The sequence below is a fragment of the Pseudomonas sp. BIGb0176 genome, from assembly GCF_024810175.1.
Taxonomy (GTDB): Bacteria; Pseudomonadota; Gammaproteobacteria; order Pseudomonadales; family Pseudomonadaceae; genus Aquipseudomonas; species Aquipseudomonas protegens.
This window is the reverse complement of record NZ_JANUEC010000001.1, coordinates 512997-532656: the sequence shown is the minus strand read 5'-3', so window position 1 is coordinate 532656 and position 19660 is coordinate 512997. Positions and strand designations below refer to the sequence as shown.

At 63.4% G+C, this 19660-nt stretch carries 14 protein-coding genes; 13 read left to right on the top strand and 1 reads right to left on the bottom strand.

Features of this window, described 5'->3' with window-relative positions; translation table 11 throughout:
• Positions 1-16 precede the first annotated feature (16 nt).
• A complete protein-coding gene (locus M2395_RS02225; RefSeq protein WP_053152500.1) occupies positions 17-3298 on the top strand; it encodes an AAA family ATPase in 3282 nt (1093 codons plus the stop codon).
• Here M2395_RS02225 and M2395_RS02220 read toward each other — a convergent pair.
• Complete coding sequence (locus M2395_RS02220; protein WP_123430537.1) at positions 3289-5916, bottom strand: MGH1-like glycoside hydrolase domain-containing protein; 2628 nt, start codon at positions 5914-5916, stop codon at positions 3289-3291. The genes M2395_RS02225 and M2395_RS02220 overlap by 10 nt on opposite strands.
• Before the next feature lie 200 nt (positions 5917-6116).
• Here M2395_RS02220 and M2395_RS02215 point away from each other — a divergent pair, with 200 nt between their 5' ends.
• The 12 genes from M2395_RS02215 to M2395_RS02160 all read left to right on the top strand — a co-directional run bounded on the left by M2395_RS02215 (position 6117) and on the right by M2395_RS02160 (position 19652).
• A complete protein-coding gene (locus M2395_RS02215; RefSeq protein WP_185057771.1) occupies positions 6117-6392 on the top strand; it encodes a hypothetical protein in 276 nt (91 codons plus the stop codon).
• A 398-nt stretch (positions 6393-6790) separates the two neighbouring features.
• Complete coding sequence (locus M2395_RS02210; protein WP_123430535.1) at positions 6791-7561, top strand: FadR/GntR family transcriptional regulator; 771 nt, start codon at positions 6791-6793, stop codon at positions 7559-7561.
• A gap of 102 nt (positions 7562-7663) precedes the next feature.
• A complete protein-coding gene (locus M2395_RS02205; RefSeq protein WP_019094326.1) occupies positions 7664-8866 on the top strand; it encodes an ABC transporter substrate-binding protein in 1203 nt (400 codons plus the stop codon).
• A gap of 70 nt (positions 8867-8936) precedes the next feature.
• Positions 8937-9797, top strand: coding sequence for a branched-chain amino acid ABC transporter permease (locus tag M2395_RS02200; RefSeq protein WP_011061951.1), 861 nt, complete (start codon positions 8937-8939; stop codon positions 9795-9797).
• Between the two features lie 2 nt (positions 9798-9799).
• Positions 9800-10810 (top strand): branched-chain amino acid ABC transporter permease, encoded by a 1011-nt coding sequence (locus M2395_RS02195; protein WP_041118906.1) that lies wholly within the window; start codon positions 9800-9802, stop codon positions 10808-10810.
• Positions 10807-11568: an ABC transporter ATP-binding protein gene (locus M2395_RS02190; RefSeq protein WP_011061953.1), complete on the top strand. Its 762-nt coding sequence runs from the start codon at positions 10807-10809 to the stop codon at positions 11566-11568. The genes M2395_RS02195 and M2395_RS02190 overlap by 4 nt, the downstream gene beginning before the upstream one ends.
• A complete protein-coding gene (locus tag M2395_RS02185; RefSeq protein WP_123430534.1) occupies positions 11568-12263 on the top strand; it encodes an ABC transporter ATP-binding protein in 696 nt (231 codons plus the stop codon). Before M2395_RS02190 ends, M2395_RS02185 begins: the two co-directional genes overlap by 1 nt.
• Positions 12264-12276: 13 nt before the next feature.
• Positions 12277-13557 (top strand): Zn-dependent hydrolase, encoded by a 1281-nt coding sequence (locus M2395_RS02180; RefSeq protein WP_123430533.1) that lies wholly within the window; start codon positions 12277-12279, stop codon positions 13555-13557.
• Positions 13554-14966 carry an amidase gene (locus tag M2395_RS02175; RefSeq protein WP_123430532.1) on the top strand — a complete coding sequence of 471 codons (1413 nt, stop codon included), beginning with the start codon at positions 13554-13556 and terminating at the stop codon, positions 14964-14966. Before M2395_RS02180 ends, M2395_RS02175 begins: the two co-directional genes overlap by 4 nt.
• 379 nt (positions 14967-15345) lie before the next feature.
• Positions 15346-16740: an amidase gene (locus M2395_RS02170; protein ID WP_123430531.1), complete on the top strand. Its 1395-nt coding sequence runs from the start codon at positions 15346-15348 to the stop codon at positions 16738-16740.
• Positions 16741-16827: 87 nt separating this feature from the next.
• A complete protein-coding gene (locus M2395_RS02165) occupies positions 16828-18177 on the top strand; it encodes a citrate-proton symporter (RefSeq protein ID WP_011061958.1) in 1350 nt (449 codons plus the stop codon).
• Positions 18178-18293: 116 nt separating this feature from the next.
• A complete protein-coding gene (locus tag M2395_RS02160) occupies positions 18294-19652 on the top strand; it encodes an OprD family outer membrane porin (protein ID WP_123430530.1) in 1359 nt (452 codons plus the stop codon).
• The last annotated feature ends 8 nt before the right edge of the window (positions 19653-19660 follow it).

Here is a 19660-nt window from a genome sequence, read left to right as displayed (position 1 = left end):
CTACCTGCTCAAAACTATGCCAACCCAAAACAAACTGCATTGGCTGCATCTGTCAGATATCCACTTTCATAAAAATACCGCCTGGTCCGATAACCACACCCACAGCAGGCTGCTGAGTTTCTTGGAGCGCAAGTTCCAAGCCAACGATCTGCCAAAGCCGCAGTTGATTTTCTGCACCGGCGATATCGCATTTGGGCAGACAGCGGATTGTCCAATGGCCGAGCAGTACCAGCCGGCAAAGCAGTTCTTCGATCAGTTGCTGGCTCTTTGCGGCCTGGAGCGGGATCGACTGTTCGTGGTACCCGGCAATCATGATGTGAACCGCAAGAAAGTACTCCAGGGCCAACAGCGTCACCTGTGGGAAATGGCCAAAAACCCCGTGCAGTACACCCGGGAAATCAGTTCCCGATTTGCCAGCCTGTCTGCAGAGTTCAAAGAGGACATGCGGCGAATGGAGGACTATGGCGTCTTTGTCGCCGAGTACCTGCCGCATCAGCATGATCCCGTGCGACACCTCTACGCGCGGCAGGTCACGGTGAATGGCATCACGGTCGGAATTGCAGGCTTCAACTCCGCATGGAGCTGCTTCAACGACAGCGATAAAGGGCAGATGTGGCTGGGAGCAGAATGGCAGTTCAACCACATGCATGGAGCCCTGGAAGGCGCAGACCTGAAAATCGGTCTAATTCATCATCCCCGAGACTGGTTCAATCAGGCCGAAACCCAGATCATCAAACAGCGCAAGGCCCATGACTTCCAGTTCTGGTTGCATGGACATAGCCATAATCCCTGGCTCGAGCCTGGGCAACGGTTGATCAAGCTGGAAGCAGGCGCCATTGGTGCCGATACCGATGACCAGTTCGGCTTCAATCTTGTCAGTCTCGACCTGCAACAGGGCAGCGGAGTCGCCCATCTGTTCGAATACAAGAACGGCTGGAAGGTACAAACGGTTGCCGATATGGCGGAAGACGGGCATTGGCACTTCAAGCATTCGGCCCTGGTAGCTCCGAGCTCAGAGGTTTCGGACAGCACGGAAACGCCGCCATTGCCCACCCCGGAAAATCCTCCAGCTGAAGAAGCTCCAAAGCCGACGGAGTTATTCGGTCGTGACAAGCTGATCGCCAGTCTCACCACAGCACTCAAGGAAAAGCCTTGCATTGCGCTGCACGGTCTTAGTGGTAACGGCAAGACCACGCTGATTAAAGCACTGCACCGGCAAGCAGCATTTCAAAGAACCGTTTTTGTAGATATTCATTCAAGCCGTCAGATGACCGCCGGCGAACTGTTTCGTCGTTTGCTGGACGCACTGAGTAACCGACGTGAAGATCCACAGCCACCCAGTGGAAGCGTCGAGGAACAGGCGAAAGAGCTCAAACGACTGTATCCCCATGCCCAGACTGCGTTCATCTGGATCAATGGCGCCCATTTGCTGTTTGAAAATGCGCAATGGCGTAACCCACAGATTCACACGCTGCTAGCAGCCTTGAGGCAAGCCTTTCCTGACTGGCGGTGGGCCTATGAGCTCAGCGAAAAGCCGGAAGAAGGCAGCTTCGGTCGCGATTGCACGATACAGGAAATACCAGGACTCGACCGGGCAGGTCTCGCAGCCCTTCTGGCAGCCAGGGCTCCCAATGAAAAAAAAGCCGAATGGACTTATACCGGCAATAACTTGAAAGCGCTCTACCAGTGGCTAGGTGGCGGTCAAGGAGGCACCGCCCATACCTTGGCAATCGAATTGCTCGCCACAATCGCGATAGAAAGGAAAAGCTCGCCCTTGGCGGTCTACCAAAACCTTCGCCAGGAAGTCATCGAGCGCCTGGATGAAAAGCTGCTGAGCATTATTCACGATGAAGTACTCAGTGGTGCCGAGCAGCAATTGCTGAAGGTACTAGCCCTCTACCGCAACTCAATTCCACAGGACCATGCCGACTATCTTGAAGACCGTCTTTGTATCAAAGACGCTTGGCAAAACTTGAGAAGGCGTGGCCTGCTTCCTCTCGACAACAACAAAGACCACTACCTTCATGGATTCATCGCCAGTTGGACGCGGCAAAAAAAAATGGCGATCAAAGACGCAGAGCTCACTCCCGACTACGCAGAAAACATTCCGGAGAATGTAGCGCAAATGCATCTATTGATCGCCCAATGCTGGCAACGTCAGATCGGTCGTCAGAAAGAGCAAATCAATTTCCAACGTGCCAATGAAACCTTTTACCACCTGCTATGTTGCAACGAACTGGGAAACATCGAGGAGTGGATCGATCACCTGGTCGGAAAGGATACAGGCTGGAGCAACGAAGCTCTTTGGGCCATCTACCACCGTCGTCGCAATGCCAATGAGTCGATTGAAAGGCAGCAGGAAGTCTTGCAGCTACTGACCAACATTCATCCTCGCGAACACATGGCACAGCGCTTCCTTGGCGAATGCCTGCAGAAGACCAAGGGCAAAAGCTGCAACGAAGCCTTACAGGCTTTCGAACGTGCGCTGGAGCTCAGCCCACAATTCCCGCCCTATCTGGCCAATCTCGGCAAACTCCTTCTGGGTCGAGGCAAAAGTGGCGCTGAGGAGTTCCTGCGACGCCTTGAGGAGCACCAAGAAGCCTACCCGGAAGCAATCGACCACCACGTTCAGTCCATCCAGAATCGCTGCCAGCAGCTGGTAGGGGATGAGAATGAGGCAGCACTTCAACGCCGCCAAGCCATAAACAATGGCAGCAAAAACCCAGCTTTCTACAACGAAGAAGCCAGATACCAGTTGGAACAATGCAATGATGCCAACGAGGCACTGCGCCTATTGGATCTTGCCGACAAACACCAGTGCTCCAACGATTACAGCATTACCCTTCGGGGCAAAGTGCTAGAGAAACTAGATCGTGCCGCAGAAGCCTCCGATCAACGTCGTCAGGTTATCGACAGTGGCAGCAAGAACACCGTGATCTATAACGACGAAGCCCAATACCAATTGGACCAATGCAATGACGCTGAAGAAGCTCTGCGCATTTTGGATCTTGCTAACAAACACCAGTGCATCCCTGATAACTACATCGAGAACATTCGTGGCAAGGTGCTTGAGAAATTGAATCGTGGCACAGAAGCTTCCTCGTTACGAATGACCAGAATCAAAGCAGGCACTCGCGATCCGGTGCTATACGCAGATGAAGCGAGCTACCAAATGGAGAAGCTGAACAATCCTGAGGAAGCCCTACGTCTGCTGGATCTAGCTTGCATGCACAACTGCGACAATCACGTCACTCAGAACATTCGGCGCACAGCATTGCTGCGTAAAAATCAGCGCTGAAGCAGCAACGCCACCAGCGCCGTCCAGCCGGTCTGGTGGCTAGCCCCCAGGCCGCGCCCGGTTTCGCCATGGAAGTATTCATGGAATAGCACCAGCTCGCGGTCCTCGGCCTCCACCTGCAACTGCGGGTAGCCGCTCATGGACGGCCTGCGCCCGTCCTCGTCCAGCAGAAACAGTCGCGTCAGGCGCTGGCTCAAGCCGTCGGCCACTTCCTCCAGGGACGCCAGATACCCGGAGCCCCGCGGGTACTCCACCGAGAAGTTGACGTCGTAATAGCGGTGAAACTCGCGCAGGGATTCGATCAGCATGTAGTTGATCGGCATCCACAACGGCCCGCGCCAGTTGGAGTTGCCGCCGTACAACCGTGAATCGGACTCCGCCGGCTCGTAGCGGGCGCACAACTGCTTGCCGTCCACCTGCATGGCGAACGGCTGCTCGAAGGCCTTGGACAGGGAGCGGATACCGAAGTCCGAGAGGAACTCGCTTTCATCGAGCATGCGCTTGAGCAGGTCCTTGGTGCGTTCGCCGCGCAACAGCGCCAGGAGCATGCGGTTGCCCTTGCCCGGCTCGTACCAGCGCGACACCAGGCTCGCCAGGTCCGGACGATGATGCAAAAAACCCAGCAGACGTTGAGCCAGTCCCAACAGGTTCTGGTGCTCGTGCTGCTCCAGCACCTGCACCGCGAACAGCGGCATCAGGCCGACGATGGAGCGCAGGCGCAGCGGCTCGTTCTGCCCATCAGGGCGGTGCAGCACGTCGTAGAAAAACTGGTCCTGTTCATCCCACAACCCTTCGGCGCTTTCATCCACCCGGTTGATGGCACCGGCGATATACAGGAAGTGCTCGAAGAACTTCACCGCAATGTCCACGTACACCCCATTGCGCTTGGCCAGCTCCAGGGCGATGCGCATCAGGTCCAGGGCATAGGCCGCGACCCAGGCCGTACCGTCGGCCTGATCCAGGGTGAAGCCATCAGGCAACGGTGCGGAACGATCGAACAGGGCAATATTGTCCAGGCCGAGAAAGCCGCCCTGGAACAGGTTGCGACCCTCGGCGTCCTTGCGGTTGACCCACCAGGAAAAATTCAGCAGCAACTTGTGGAAAATGCGTTCGAGAAAATCCAGGTCACCCACGCCAGTCAGGGACTTTTCCTGCTGATAGACCCGCCAGCAGGCCCAGGCGTGTACCGGCGGATTGGCGTCGTCGAAGCGCCACTCGTAGGCCGGCAACTGACCGTTGGGGTGCATGAAGCGGTCTTTCACCAGCAGCAATAACTGCTGCTTGGCAAAGCCGGGATCGATCAGGGCAAAGGCCACTGCCTGGAACCCCAGATCCCAGGAGGCATACCAGGGGTACTCCCAGGTATCGGGCATGGAAACGATGTCGCAGTTGGACAGATGGCGCCAATGGGTATTGCGCAGGTGCTCGCGCTCCGTCGGCGGTGCCGGCTGCCCGGGATCACCATCGAGCCACTGGTTGACGTCGAAGTAATACAGCTGCTTGGACCACAGCAGCCCGGCCAGGGCCTGACGCTGCACGTTGCGCGCATCAGCGCTTTCTATGCCCTGCTGCAGCGCCCCGTAGAACTCATCGGCCTCGCGCCGGCGCTGCTCGAACAGACGGCGGGCGCTGACCGGTTCGCTACCGGCCGGGGCAAAGCGCAGGAACAGGCGCTTGCTCTCGCCGCCCGCCAGATCCAGGACGAAGTGCGCCGCCACCCGGGTGCCGCCATCGAAACTCACCGCACTGGCCTGTCCATCCACCAGGTAATCGTTGAAACCATCCTTGAACGGCCCGGGTGACGCCAGCCCGTCCAGCTTGGGGAAATTGCTGTCGTTGTTGCAGAACAGCCACTGGCAGGGCTCGGCCCCCCAGGCGGTGATCTGCCGCTCGGGCAGTTGCCCATGCCGCGCCAGCACCTTGTCGCCCTCCAGGCGCAGGCTCGGCCGCGGTGCGTCGCCGCCCCAGCTCCAGGTGTTGCGCGCCCAGACCTGGGGCAGCACCCGCAGCCGCGCCGGCTGGTGGAAACGGTTGTGCACGGTGATGTGCATGAAAATGTCATCGGCCGTGTGCTTGGCGTATTCCACCGTCACGTCGAAGTAGCGGTTGTCCTCGAAAACCCCGGTATCGAGGATCTCGTACTCGGTGTCGTTCAGGCCGCGACGGGCGTTTTCCGCCACCAGGTCGGCATAGGGGAAAGCCGCATGGGGGTACTTGTAGAGCATGCGCATATAGGCATGGCTGGGCACGCCGTCGAGGTAGAAGTACAGCTCCTTGACGTCCTCGCCGTGGTTGCCCTCGGCATTGTTCAGGCCGAACAGACGCTCCTTGAGAATGCTGTCGTGTTCATTCCACAGCGCCAGCCCCAGGCACCAGTGCTGGGCCTTGTCGGAGAACCCGGCCAGCCCGTCCTCGCCCCAGCGGTAGGCACGGCTGCGGGCATGTTCGTGGGGGAAGTAGCTCCAGGCGTCGCCATCGGCGCTGTAGTCCTCGCGCACCGTGCCCCACTGCCGTTCACTCAGGTACGGCCCCCACTGGCGCCAGAGCTCGGCGTCGCTGCCCTGCAGGCGCCGGCCCTCAACCGTATCGAGAATGCTGGTGGTGGATTTTGCCGGCATCGGGGAGTGTCCTTGACCATGGAGGTGACTTGCAGTGTAGGAGCAGCCCGTCTCGCTGCCCCGTGACAAATGTTTCACGGTACGAAGGCCCGAGGTGCCTAAAAACCCACGAGGCATCCGGGCCAGAGCCATTACGGCTAAATTTTTCGCCCCTGGCTCGTTATAATCGGCAACCCTTTTATGGCAATGCGGATTCAATGATGTTCAGTTGCAAAGCGTTTTTCCCGGGCGCACTGCTCGCGGCAGCCTTCTCGACCCAGGCTGAAGGCCTTGACCTGAGCTACCCGCAGCCCCCGTTACCGGCCACCCCCATCCAGACCCCGGCGCCCCAGAGCGACATGCCCACCTTCAAACTGCAATTCAAGCCAGGCATCAGCTACGAGCACCATTGCAGCGGCCAATGCACCTACGAAACCAATATCGACCAGCTGCACGACCGCGAAGCCCGCCATAGTGCACGCGTCGGCTTCGACTGAGCCCGGCCATTAAACCTGCGGCGCGCTTGATCCACACTCGCGCTCCTGAGTCCTACAGCAAACTCAGGAAGTCCTGCCCTGCCGGCGAAGTGGCCCGCAGCCTTGTGCAAGCCTTGCGACCGCCTTCGCAGGCAAGCCAGCTCCTACACAAGCGTCCGGCATCGCGCAAAATTCCGTAGGGACCGGCCTGCAGGCGAAGAGGCCCTGAGGCCTTGTGCAAACCTTGAAGCCAGCTCCTGCGGGTTTCGTGAGGGTTGGACGGGGGTGGAGGCCGCTCGGTTGTCCAGCTACGACCCCTCAACACCAAAAACGACACCCCATTCCCTCAGGCGGTTGACGCGCCGCCCTCATCTCTATTTATTACTATTTATCCGCATTAATACGATAAATAGCCGCCCATGCTGAAACGCCCCGTTCGCCGCAAACGCCAGAAGCTTTCCGACGTGATTGTCGAGTCGGTGAAGCGTTCCATCGTCACCGATGCCCTGCGCCCCGGGGATCGCTTGCCCACCGAGAAGGAGTTGATGGAAAGCTTCCAATGCTCCAAAGGCTCGGCCCGGGAGGCGCTCAAGGCGCTGGAGGTGGAGGGGCTGGTCAACACTCGCACCGGGCCAAACGGCGGCGCCTACCTGAACCAGGCCGGCACCGAGCCGGCCAGCCGCGCGCTGCGCAACTACCTGCACTTTCAGCACATGGACGGCGAGCAGGTCTATCAGCTGCGCAAGGTGATCGAGGTGGAGCTGTCGGTGTCGGTGATCGGGCGCTTGAGCGAGGCAGATTTCAAGGCCCTGCAGGACAACATCGACTTCTGCAGCCACCCCGAGGACAGCGAGGCCGGTCAGCGCGAGCAGCGTATCGCCGAGCTGGAGTTCCACAATTTGCTGGGGCGGGCCTGCCCCAACCCGCTGCTGAGTTTCATGGCGCAGTTTCTCAACGATTTGCTGCGCGACCTGGTGGTGCTGAAGAAGGCCTACAAGCCCAAGCGCAAGCAGTTCGACGCCGCCAACCTGGATTACCACAAACGCTTGCTGCTGGCCTTGCGCGCCGAAGATGAACGCGCAGTACGCCAGCTGATGCACGAGCACATGTGCGACGCCGAGCACCACATGACCGCCCTGGAAGGCGAAGTCACCCAGCACTTCCTGCTGGAGTTCGACCACCACCGATAGCGCCCGCCGTCCACCGCTTTGCCAATAACAAGCCTGAACACAGGCTGCTACGTCGATTCGCCATTGCCACTCCTGCCAATAACTAAACCAGGGAGTTACCCCATGCAGCGTCGTACGTTGTTGAAAGCCGGTCTGGCCGTTAGCGGTGCCCTCAGCCTCGGGCTGGGGGTGCGCAACGCCTTTGCCGCCGAACCCTTTACCTTCTACGGTTTGAAGTCGATGTCCGGCGCCTTTGCCAGCTACGGCAAGTTCGCCGACATGGGCTCGCGCCTCGCAGTGGAGCAGTACCCGACCCTGCTGGGGCGACCGCTGCACTACAAGGTGATCGACACCGAGGGCAACGCCGGCAAGGCGGTGCGCCGGGTCCAGGAGGCGATTGCCCAGGACGGCGCGCGGTTCTTCCAGGGCTGCACCCTGTCGTCTTCGGCGCTGGCGGTGGCCAAGGAGGTGGGCAAGGTCGGCGGGGTGTTCATGACCCCGGTGGGCGCCGATGAGGTCACTGGCAAGGACTGCAATGCCTCGACCTTTCGCTGGTCGGTGCCAACCTACGGCGCCATCCGCGAAACCATGGTGCCGCTGATCAAGTTGCTGCCCGAGGCCAAGCGCTGGTACACCATCACCCCGCAATACGTGTTCGGCGAAGCCTTGCTGGAAGGGGCGAAGCAGGTGTGTGCCGAACACGGCATCGAGCACATCGGCAACAGCTACCACTCCTTGCAGGAGCAGGAGTTCTCCGGCTACCTGACCAACGCCATCGCCGCCCGCCCTGATGTGCTGGTGCTGTTGAACTTCGGCAGCCAGTCATCCAACGCCCTGCGCCAGGCGGTGAACTTCGGCATCAAGGAACGCATGAAGGTGCTGCTGGTATGGTCCGCCGGGCTCGACCAGTTCCAGGAGCTGGGCAGCGACGTCTTGGAAGGCGTCTACCTCGGCGCGCAGTACTGGCATCAGGTGGACACCCCGCTCAATCGCGAACTGGTGAAGCTGACCCAGGCCAAATACGGCATCAACCCCACCTACCCGCTGGCCGCCGACTACATCGGCAGCAAGATCATCCTCGACACCATTGCCGCCACCGGCAGTTTTGACGGCGCTACCGTGGCCAAGGCCATGCAGGGCCTGACCTACCAGGGCCCCACCGGCGAGGAGAGCATCCGCGCCGGCGACCATCAGGTGATCAAGGATTACTACCTGCTGGTGGGCAAGGCCGCCGCCACGATGCGCGACAAGGACGACCTGGCCGAAGTGCTCAGCGCCGGTCGCTCGTTCCCGGATGTCAGCACCACCGGCTGCGCCCTGGCCTGACGCTCGACACTTCTATCGCTGGCTACAGGCAGCGGGCTCCGTCCAAGGGCTCCCTGCCGAGGGTTCCTGCATGCTTAATTTGTACCTGTTCCAGATCCTCAACGGCCTCGGGCTGGGGATGATCTACTTCCTGATCGCGGTGGGCCTGACGATCATTTTCGGCCTGCTGAACTTCGTCAACTTCGCCCATGGCGCGTTCTTCGTGCTCGGCGCCTACATCTGCTACACCGCCGTCAGCCTGACCGGCAACTTCTGGCTGGCCCTGGTGCTCGCGCCCCTGGTGGTGGCGGCCCTGGCCTGGATCATCGAGCGCCTGTTGATCCAGCGCATCTACCACTTGCCGCACATGTTCCAGATCCTGGTGACCCTGGGCATCGCGCTGATCATCCAGGAAGCCAGCGTGATGATCTGGGGCCCGGTGGGCAAGGCCGTGGCGGTGCCGGAACTGCTGCGCGGGGTGCTGGTGATCGGCGACTTCGTCTACCCCTACTACCGCCTGTTCCTGATCCTGTTCTCGGCCCTGGTGGGGCTGGGCCTGTGGCTGCTGCTGGAGCGCACGCGCTTCGGTGCCCTGGTGCGGGCCGGCAGTGAAAGCACCGAGACCGTGTCGCTGCTGGGCACCAATATCTTTCGCCTGTTTTCCATGACCTTCGCCCTCGGCGTGGCCCTGGCCGGGATCGCCGGGGTGCTGTTCGCGCCCTTGCGCGGCGCCCAGCCCTTTGTCGGCCCGGAGATTCTCGGGGTGGCCTTCGTGGTGGTGGTGATCGGCGGCATGGGCTCGTTCGGCGGCGCCCTGGTGGGCGGCCTGCTGGTGGGGGTGGTGCAAAGCCTGATGACCAGCCTCTGGCCCCAGGGCGCCAGCCTGATGATCTACGGCGCCATGGCGGCAGTCATTCTGGTGCGTCCTTACGGCCTGTTCGGGAGAGCATGATCATGAGCGAGAAAAATCCCCTGCCCTTTGCCAAGACTCAATCGCGCGGCCTGCTGTGGCTGGTGATCGCGGTGCTGATCGGCCTGCCTCTGGTGCTGCCGTCGGCGACCCTGGCCAGCGAGATCCTGATCTTCGCCCTCGCCGCACTGGCCTGTAACCTGCTGCTGGGCTACACCGGGCTGCTGTCGTTCGGCCAGGGCATCTTCTTCGGCGCCGGTGCCTACTGCGCCGCCCTGTTGATGATCCATCTGCAGCTGGGGCTGTTCAGTGCCCTGCTCGGCGCGGCGCTGGTGGGAGCCTTGCTGGCACTGCTGGTGGGCGCCCTGGCGATCCGCCGTACCGGCATCTACTTCGTCATGCTGACCCTGGCCTTCAGCCAGATGGCCTACTTCATCGCCTACACCCTCAGCGACTGGACCGGCGGCGACAACGGCCTGCTCAGCGTGCCGCGCCCGGAGATCCGCATCGGTGACACAGTGCTGCTGTCCCTGGCCGACGCCCGCTATTTCTACGGCTTTGTCGCGGTGCTGTTCCTGCTGATCTTCATCGGTGCCCGGCGGGTGATCGCCTCGCCGTTCGGCAGCACCCTGATGGCCATCCGCGAGAACGAAACCCGCGCCGCCGCCATCGGCTACGACACCCGGCATTTCAAGATCCTGGTGTTCATGCTCTCCGGCGCGGTCACCGGGATTGCCGGGGCGCTGTACGCCATGCTCCTGCACTTCGTGCCGCTGTCGAACATCGACCTGGCGATGTCGGAAAACATCCTGATCATGACCATCGTCGGCGGCACCGGCTCGCTGTTCGGCTCCCTGCTCGGCGCCGGCGCCATCGTACTGCTGGGCGAGTTCCTCTCCGAGCTGTGGCCACGCTGGCTGATTCTGCTGGGGGTGATCCTGATCCTGGTGGTGGTGTTCATGCGCGGCGGTTTGTGGGGCGGTTTGTCGAGCCTGGTGGAACGCCTCAAAGGCTCACGCAAGACGGCCTTGCTGGCCGAGGAGAAACGCTCATGAGCAAGCCTGCGCAGTACCTGCTGGAAACCCAGAACCTGGAGCTGGCCTACGGTGCCTTCCACGCGGTCAACGGGGTCAACCTCAAGGTCGAGGCCGGCACCATCCACACCATCATCGGCCCCAACGGCGCCGGCAAGACCAGCCTGTTCCACTGCCTGACCGGCGAACGCCAGGCCACCGCTGGAGCCATCCGTTTCAACGGCAAGAACATCATCAAGAAACCCGCCCACGGCCGGGTCGGCCTGGGCATGGCGCGTTCCTTCCAGCTCACCAGCCTGTTCCAGAACCTCAGCGTGCGGGAGAACCTGCGCCTGGCCGCCCAGGGCCGAGACGGCCTGGGAGCGCTGAACTTCTGGCGCCACGTGGACAGCCGCCGCGAGCACCTGGAGGTGGCCGACCAGGTGCTGGAGCGCCTGCAACTCACGGCCCGGGCCCAGACCCTGGCCGGCGAGCTGTCCCACGGCCAGCAACGGGTGCTGGAAGTGGGCATGTCGATCTGTTCGAAGCCGCAATTGCTGATGCTCGACGAGCCCACCTCGGGCATGGGTATCGACGACATTCCGATCATGACCCAACTGATCAGCGACCTGGGCCGCGACCACACGGTGCTGCTGATCGAACACAACATGAGCATCGTCATGTCCATCAGCCAGCGCATCACCGTGATGAGCCACGGCCAGATCCTGGTCGAGGGCACGCCGGATGTGGTGCGCGCCGATGAGCGTGTGCGTGTCGCCTACCTGGGAGAAGCCGCCTGATGCTGACCGTCGAGAACATCCATTCCTACTACGACAAGAGCCACGTGCTCGAAGGCGTCTCGCTCAAGGTGGAGGCCGGTGAACTGGTGACCCTGCTGGGGCGCAACGGCGCGGGCAAGACCACCACCTTGCGCAGCATCCTGGGGATCATCTGCCCGCGCCAGGGCCAGATCCACTTCAACGGCCAGCAACTGGTGGGCCAGAAGATCTTCGAGATCGCCCGCCAGGGCTTGGCCCTGGTGCCGGAACACCGGGGCATCTTTCGCCTGCTCAGCGTCGAGGAAAACCTGCGCATCGCCCAGCGCAAGGCCAGCCGCTGGCAACTGGACGACATCTACCGAATGTTTCCTCGGCTCAAGGAACGCCGCAAGAACGCCGGCCACGCCCTGTCCGGCGGCGAACAGCAGATGCTGGCCATCGCCCGCGCCCTGCTCAATGACCCCAAGCTGCTGATCCTCGACGAACCCACCGAGGGCCTGGCGCCGGTGATCGTCGACGATCTGGTGAAGATCCTGCGCACCCTCAAGGAAGGCGGCCTTCCGGTGCTGCTGGTGGAACAGAACCTGATGGTCTGCGACAAGCTCGCCGACCGTCACTACGTGCTCGAACAGGGCCGCGTGGTCTACCAGGGCAGCGCCGCCGAGTTTCGCGCCGACCCGACCATCAAGAACCGCTACCTGGCCCTGAGCGCCTGACGGGAGAAACGCCATGAACAGTCGACTGGACCCACTGCAGTCCTTGCAAAGCAATGCCCCGCTGATCAACCGCGAGCGCCTCTGGCAGTCCTTGATGGACCTGGCCCGACTGGGCGCCACCGCCAAGGGCGGCGTATGCCGCCTGGCCCTCACCGACCTCGACCGCCAGGCCCGGGACCTGTTCGTGCGCTGGTGCGAAGAGGCCGGCTGCAGCGTCAGCGTGGACGGCATCGGCAATATCTTCGCCCGCCGCGCCGGGCGTGACCCGAACCGCGCCCCGGTGATGACCGGCAGCCATATCGACACCCAGCCCACCGGCGGCAAGTTCGACGGCTGCTACGGGGTGATGGCCGGGCTGGAGGTGATCCGCACTCTGAACGACCTGGGCCTGGAAACCCAGGCGCCGATCGAAGTGGTGGTCTGGACCAACGAGGAAGGCTCGCGCTTCCCGCCGTGCATGATGGGTTCGGGGGTGTTCGCCGGCAAGTTCGACCTCGCCGAGACCCTGGCCAAGCAGGACGAACAGGGCCTGTCGGTGGGCGCCGAGCTGCAGCGCATCGGCTATGCCGGTCCGCGTGCGGTACTCGGCCACCCGGTGGGCGCCTATTTCGAAGCGCATATCGAGCAAGGGCCGGTACTGGAAGACCGCCAGACCACCATTGGCGTGGTCATGGGCTGCCTGGGCCAGAAGTGGTTCGACCTGACCCTGAGCGGGGTCGAGGCCCACGCCGGGCCGACGCCGATGCACCTGCGCAAGGACGCCCTAGTGGGCGCGGCGCAAGTGGTCAGCGCGGTCAATCGCATCGCCCATGCCCATCAGCCCCATGCCTGCGGCACCGTGGGCTGCCTGAGCCTGCACCCGGGCTCGCGCAACGTGATCCCCGGGCAGGTGCAGATGACCCTCGACCTGCGCCACCTGCACGCCGACCGCTTGCAAGCCATGGTCGATGAAGTGCGCCAGGTGATCGAAGACAGCTGCCGCCAGCACGGCCTGACGTTCGAGCTGACCGCCACCGCCGATTTCCCGCCGCTGGACTTCGCCCCCGCCTGCGTGGCCGCCGTGCGCCAGGGCGCCGAGCACCTGGGGCTGAGCCATATGGACATCGTCAGCGGCGCCGGGCACGACGCGATCTTCATCGCCGAGCTGGGCCCGGCAGGGATGATCTTCGTGCCCTGCGAGGGCGGCATCAGCCACAACGAAATTGAAAACGCCGCGCCCCAGGACCTGGCCGACGGCTGCGCGGTCCTGCTGCGGGCCATGGTCAATGCCGCTCAAGGAGTTCAATCGCTATGAAGCAAGCCACTGACATCGCCGCCCTGAGCGGCGTCGAACTGCTGCGTCATTACCGTGACAAGCGCCTGTCACCGGTGGAGGTCACCGAGGATGCCCTGGCGCGTATCGAGCGCTTCAATCCGCTGGTCAACGCCTATTGCCATATCGACCACCAAGGGGCCCTGGACGCGGCACGAGCCTCCGAACAGCGCTGGCTCAAGGGCCAGCCCTGCGGCGCCCTGGACGGCTTGCCGGCGTCGATCAAGGACCTGACCCTGACCCGTGGCATGCCCACCCGCAAGGGCTCGAAAACTACCTTGGCCGCCGGCCCCTGGGAAGTCGACGCGCCCTTCTCCGGCTTCATGCGCGCGGCCGGCGCGGTGCTGCTGGGCAAGACCACCACCCCGGAATTCGGCTGGAAAGGCGTGACCGACAACCCGTTGTACGGCATCACTCGCAACCCCTGGGACACTCGCCTGACGGCCGGCGGCTCTTCCGGCGGCGCAGCGGCGGCGGCCTCGCTGAACCTCGGCGTGTTGCACCAGGGCAGCGATGCCGGCGGCTCGATCCGCATTCCCTGCGCCTTCACCGGCACCTTCGGCATCAAGCCGACCTTCGGCTACGTGCCGCAGTGGCCGGCCAGCGCGATGAACATCCTCTCGCACCTGGGGCCGATGACCCGCAGCGTCGATGACGCCGTGCTGATGCTGCAGACCGTGGCCCGTCCGGATGCCCGTGACGGCCTGCTCGGCGCCCCGCGCAGCACGCCCTGGTTACCGGAAAATGCCAGCCTCAAGGGCCTGCGCATCGCCTACAGCGCGGACTTCGGCTACGTCAAGGTCGACCCGCAAGTGGCGCGAGTGGTGGCCCGGGCCGTGGAGCGCCTGGCGCAACTGGGGGCACAGATCGAGCAGGTCAATCCCGGTTTCAGTGATCCCCTGGAGATGTTCAATACCCTGTGGTTCTCCGGGGCAGCGCGCCTGACCGCAGCCCTCAGCCCAGCCCAACGCGCCTTGCTGGACCCGGGCCTGCTGCGCATCGCCGAACAGGGCGAACGCATCAGCCTCAGCGACTACAGCGCCGCCCTGGAGGCGCGCGCCGCCCTGGTGGCCCACATGGCCGACTTCCATGAGCGCTACGACCTGCTGCTCTCGCCCATGCTGCCCCTGACTGCGTTCGCCGCCGGACACAACGTCCCACCGGGCTCGGGCCTGGGGGAATGGATGGAGTGGACGCCCTTCAGCTACCCCTTCAACCTGACCCAGCAACCGGCGGCTTCACTGCCCTGCGGCTTTGCCGACGACGGCCTGCCCGTGGGCCTGCACGTAGTGGGCGCACGCTTTGCCGACGAGCAAGTGCTGCGCTTGTGCCGGGCCTATGAGCAAGCGTTCCCCAGCCCCCACCCCCAAGCCCCCGTCCTGCGACACTGACCCGGGCGAAATCCCGTAGGAGCCGGCTTGCCGGCGAAGAGGCCCGCGGGCCTTGTGCAAACCCTGAGGCCGCCTTCGCGGGCAAGCTCGCTCCTACACCTGGTTCCGGCATCGTGCAGAATCCCGTAGGAGCCGGCTTGCCGGCGAAGAGGCTCGCGAGCCTTGGGCAAACCTTGAGGCCGCCTTCGCGGGCAAGCCCGCTCCTACAGAACGTCGCGATTGGGTGGGGCCGTATTCAATCGGGCCGAGGGATACGCCGCTGCAGTGCTCACAAAAACGCAACACCAGGCTGCGTCCTTTGTGATGGTTGGGCTAGGGTGGAAGCGATACAGTCGGGCCATCAGCAACCCGACTGACGCCCGACACAAGGATGCGTTCGATGACTGATTTGCACGATCTATCCACCACCCAGCTGCTGGCGCAATTCGCCAGCCGCACCCTCTCGCCACTGGACTACTACGAGCATCTGCTGGCCCATATCGGGCGCTGGGAGCCGCATATCCGTGCGCTCTACGCCTTCGATCCGGAACAGGTGCGCCTGCAGGCCCGGGCCGCCACCGAGCGCTGGAACAAGGGCGCGCCCAACGGCCCGCTGGACGGGATTCCAGTGACGATCAAGGAACTGATCGCCACCCAGGGCACGCCAATCCCGCTGGGCAGCGCGGCCACCACCTTGAAGCCGGCGTTGCAGGATGCACCGCCCGCAGCGCGGATGCGTGAGGCCGGGGCGATCATCCTGGCCAAGACCACGGTGCCGGATTTCGGCATGTTGTCCTCGGGGTTGTCGAGCTTCCACGGCATTACCCGCAACCCCTGGAACACCGCCTGCAATACCGGTGGCTCCAGTTCCGGCGCCGCTGCGGCCGCCGCGGCCGGTTACGGGCCGCTGCACATCGGCACCGATATCGGCGGCTCGGTGCGCCTGCCGGCCGCCTGGTGCGGGCTGGTGGGGTTCAAGCCGACCCTGGGGCGGATTCCCATCGACCCCTACTACACCGGACGCTGCGCCGGGCCCATGACCCGCAGCGTCGATGACGCGGTGCTGATGATGCGCTATCTGGCCAGACCCGATGCCCGGGACGCCACCAGCCTGCCGCCCTTGACCGGCGACTGGAGCGATGCGCCGGTGTCGGTCAACGGCTTGAAGATCGGCCTGATGCTGGAACCCGGCGCGGGGCTGCAGCCGGAAGGTTTTGTCTGCGCGGCGGTGGAACAGGCTGCGCGGCTGTTCGAAAGCCATGGCGCCCAGGTCCGCACCCTGGCACCGATCATGGACCGCGCTCAGCTGGACGGCCTCGACCGCTTCTGGCGTGCCCGACAATGGGCGGAACTCTCGGCCCTGGGCGCCGAGCAGTTTGCCAAGGTGCTGCCCTATATCCGCGACTGGGCGGCGCCGGGGGCCGACTTGTCCGGGGTCGAGGCGGTGCAGGGCTTCAACCAGACCTTCGAGATGCGCCGCCGCGCCGCCCAGGTGTTCAGCGAGTTCGACCTGGTGTTGTCACCCACCAACCAGATCAACCATTTTCCCGCCCAGTGGCCGTCACCGAGCAATGATCCGCAGCAGCCGTTCGAGCACATCGTCTTCACCCTGCCCTGGAACATGGGCGAACAACCGGCGCTGTCGATCAACTGCGGTTTTGCCGCCGATGGCCTGCCCATCGGCCTGCAGATGATCGCCCCGCGCTTTGCCGATCAATGGCTGCTGCAAGTGGCCAAGACCTATGAGAGCTGGCGTGGAGCGATCCACAACTGGCCGAACCCGCCGTCCCACTGATACACCGAAACTGCCACCTTCACCCCAGCCCCGGGCCTTGCCGCCCGGGGCCTGGGCAACCTATGAATAAAAATTCGAGGGGCCAGTATGCACAGCCAAGCGTCCAATCCATCCGCCACACCCGAGCCCGAAACGCCCAACGCGGCGGGAGGCAAGCGCAGCGTATTCGCGGTGATCCTCGGCAATGCCGTGGAGTTCTTCGATTTCGGGGTCTACGCCACCTTTGCGGTGATGATCGGCCACACCTTCTTTCCCTCCGACAGCGCCTTTGTCAGCCTGATGCTGTCGGTCACCGCCTTCGGTGTCGGTTTTATCGTGCGGCCCCTGGGGGCGGTGCTGATCGGCGCCTACGCCGACCGCGTCGGGCGCAAGCCGGCGATGCTCCTGACCCTGGTGATGATGGCCGTGGGCACCGGCAGCATCGCCATCCTGCCCAGCTATGAAAGCATCGGCATCGCCGCACCGATCCTGCTGGTGCTCACTCGGCTGATCCAGGGCCTGGCCTGGGGTGGCGAGGCCGGCCCCGCCACCACCTACATCCTCGAAGCCGCGCCAGCCCACAAGCGCGGCACCTACGCCTGCTGGCAGGTGGTGGCCCAGGGCGTGGCCGCCATGGCCGCCGGCACCGTGGGCTACACCCTGACCCAGGTGCTGTCCCCCGAGGACCTCAACAGCTGGGGCTGGCGCGTGCCCTTCGTGTTCGGCCTCTTGGTGCTGCCAATCGGCATCTACATCCGCCGCAACCTGGCGGAAACCTTCCACGGCCAGGGTGAGACAGCCAGCACCGGCAGCCTGGTGCGCCAGGTGTTCGGCGAGCATCGCCGGGCGCTGGTGCTGGGGCTGCTGATTCTCTCCGGCAGCACCATCACCCAGTACTTCATCAACTACATGACCACCTTCGCCCTCACCGAACTGAAACTGCCCACCAGCATCTCCATGCTCTCGACCCTGGTGGCCGGCGCAGCCATGGCGGTGTGCGCGATTGCCGGCGGCATGCTCTGCGACCGCTTCGGCCGCCGCACCATCCTCATGGCGCCGCGGGTGGTGCTGTTGCTGGTGCTGTTCCCGGCGTTGCAATTGATGACCGAGCACCCCAGCCCGACGACCTTCCTGCTGACCCTGGCGGTGCTCTCCGGGCTGCACGGCATGAGTGGCGCGGCGCTGATCGTGCTGCTGGTGGAGAGCTTTCCCAAGGCGGTGCGCTCCACCGGTTTCTCCATCGTCTACGCCTTTGGCGTGGCGGCTTTCGGCGGTACGGCGCAGATCATCATCACCTGGCTGATCGGCACCACCGGCAACCCGATGTCACCGGTGGGCTACCTGCTGGTGGCCAACCTGGTGTGCCTGACCGCCGCTTGGTTCGCCAAGGAAACCCGCCCGCAAGCACCCGGGCGCAGCAACCCCGGCCAACGGCTCGCAGAAGCCCGCGCCCGCTGAGCATTCGCCTCACTGCCCAAAACCCTTTTCCGGCATCGCGTCTTCCTCTACCCTGCCGGCCGCGCATGACCGCGGTCGGGCGGAGGTTCGACGCCTTTGATTTGTGGGGAAGCGACATGAAACAGCTTGTACTTTGCGTCCTGGCCATGAGCGCCAGCAGCACCCTCCTGGCCCAGGACAATCCGCGCCCGAGCCAACAGGATCAGGCGCCGGGGTTTATCCAGGGCAGCCACCTGGACCTCAACCTGCGTCACTACTATTCCAACCAGCACACCCAGCGCGACACCTACCTGTCGATCAAGAAGGCCGACGGCATCGAGCGCACCCGGGTGCGGGAAACCTGGGTACAGACCGGCATGCTCAAGTACAGCTCCGGCTACACCCAGGGGCTGGTGGGTTTTGGCGTCGACGCCGGGCTGTTCAGCGCGGTCAATCTTGAGCGTGGTCATGGCCGGGTGGCCAACGGCGGGGACCGAGTGCTGGTGGACAGCGACGGCGACGCCCTGCCCACCTGGAGCCGCCTGGGGATCGGCGATGTGCGCCTGCGCCTGTCCAACACTGAGCTCAAGGCCGGGCGCCTGATGACCGACAACCCGGTGCTGCGCTACAAGGACAACCGCGCCCTGCCCTCCAGCTTCCAGGGCGTGGGCCTGTACAGCAATGAAACCGACTGGCTGGCACTGCAGGCCGGCAGCTTCGACCGGGCCATCCCGCGTACCGGCACCGGCAGCGAACGCCTGACCACCACCTTCGGCAACCGCGCCTACAGCGGCGAGCGCATCAGCTACCTGGGGGCGACGGTAAAGCCCGGCCTGGGCCTGGAAGGCAGCCTTTATGCCTCGCGCTTCGAGAACATGTGGGACCAGTACTACCTGGGCCTGACCCACCGCGCCGGAGACAAAAGCCGGCTGGCGCTGAAGACCGCGTTCAACTACTACCACACCCGGGACCAGGGCCAGCAGCGCCTGGGCTACATCGACAACGACGCCTTCAGTCTGGCGCTGACCGGCAGCCATCAGGCCCACAGCCTGACCCTGGCCTGGCAGCAAGTGTTCGGCAACGAGTACTTCGACTACGTCTGGGAATCCACCGGCAACTACATGGCCAACTCCCTGTACTCGGACTACAACGGCCCCAATGAAAAGTCCTGGCAGTTGCGCTATGACCTGGATTTTGCCGCCTACGGCGTGCCGGGGCTGAGCGCCAGCCTGTGGCACGCCAAGGGCTGGGGCATCGACGGCACGCACTACGACGGTGATCGCGATGGCCGCAACCGCGGCTACAACGTGCGCGGCCTGGACGGCGCCAAGCACAACGAAAACGGCCTGATGCTAGCGTATGTGGTGCAGTCCGGGCGGCTCAAGGATGCGGTGCTGCGCACCATCGTCTACAACCACCGCGCCAGCGGTGGGCAGATCGATGGCAGCTACGACGAATTCCGCCTGGTGGGGAATTTCCCGTTCAACCTGTTCTGACCACCGCC

Coding starts and splice junctions, on each gene's coding strand:
- M2395_RS02225 (WP_053152500.1), top strand. CDS start 17: ATGCCAACCCAAAACAAACTGCATTGGCTGCATCTGTCAGATATCCAC.
- M2395_RS02220 (WP_123430537.1), bottom strand. CDS start 5,916: ATGCCGGCAAAATCCACCACCAGCATTCTCGATACGGTTGAGGGCCGG.
- M2395_RS02215 (WP_185057771.1), top strand. CDS start 6,117: ATGTTCAGTTGCAAAGCGTTTTTCCCGGGCGCACTGCTCGCGGCAGCC.
- M2395_RS02210 (WP_123430535.1), top strand. CDS start 6,791: ATGCTGAAACGCCCCGTTCGCCGCAAACGCCAGAAGCTTTCCGACGTG.
- M2395_RS02205 (WP_019094326.1), top strand. CDS start 7,664: ATGCAGCGTCGTACGTTGTTGAAAGCCGGTCTGGCCGTTAGCGGTGCC.
- M2395_RS02200 (WP_011061951.1), top strand. CDS start 8,937: ATGCTTAATTTGTACCTGTTCCAGATCCTCAACGGCCTCGGGCTGGGG.
- M2395_RS02195 (WP_041118906.1), top strand. CDS start 9,800: ATGAGCGAGAAAAATCCCCTGCCCTTTGCCAAGACTCAATCGCGCGGC.
- M2395_RS02190 (WP_011061953.1), top strand. CDS start 10,807: ATGAGCAAGCCTGCGCAGTACCTGCTGGAAACCCAGAACCTGGAGCTG.
- M2395_RS02185 (WP_123430534.1), top strand. CDS start 11,568: ATGCTGACCGTCGAGAACATCCATTCCTACTACGACAAGAGCCACGTG.
- M2395_RS02180 (WP_123430533.1), top strand. CDS start 12,277: ATGAACAGTCGACTGGACCCACTGCAGTCCTTGCAAAGCAATGCCCCG.
- M2395_RS02175 (WP_123430532.1), top strand. CDS start 13,554: ATGAAGCAAGCCACTGACATCGCCGCCCTGAGCGGCGTCGAACTGCTG.
- M2395_RS02170 (WP_123430531.1), top strand. CDS start 15,346: ATGACTGATTTGCACGATCTATCCACCACCCAGCTGCTGGCGCAATTC.
- M2395_RS02165 (WP_011061958.1), top strand. CDS start 16,828: ATGCACAGCCAAGCGTCCAATCCATCCGCCACACCCGAGCCCGAAACG.
- M2395_RS02160 (WP_123430530.1), top strand. CDS start 18,294: ATGAAACAGCTTGTACTTTGCGTCCTGGCCATGAGCGCCAGCAGCACC.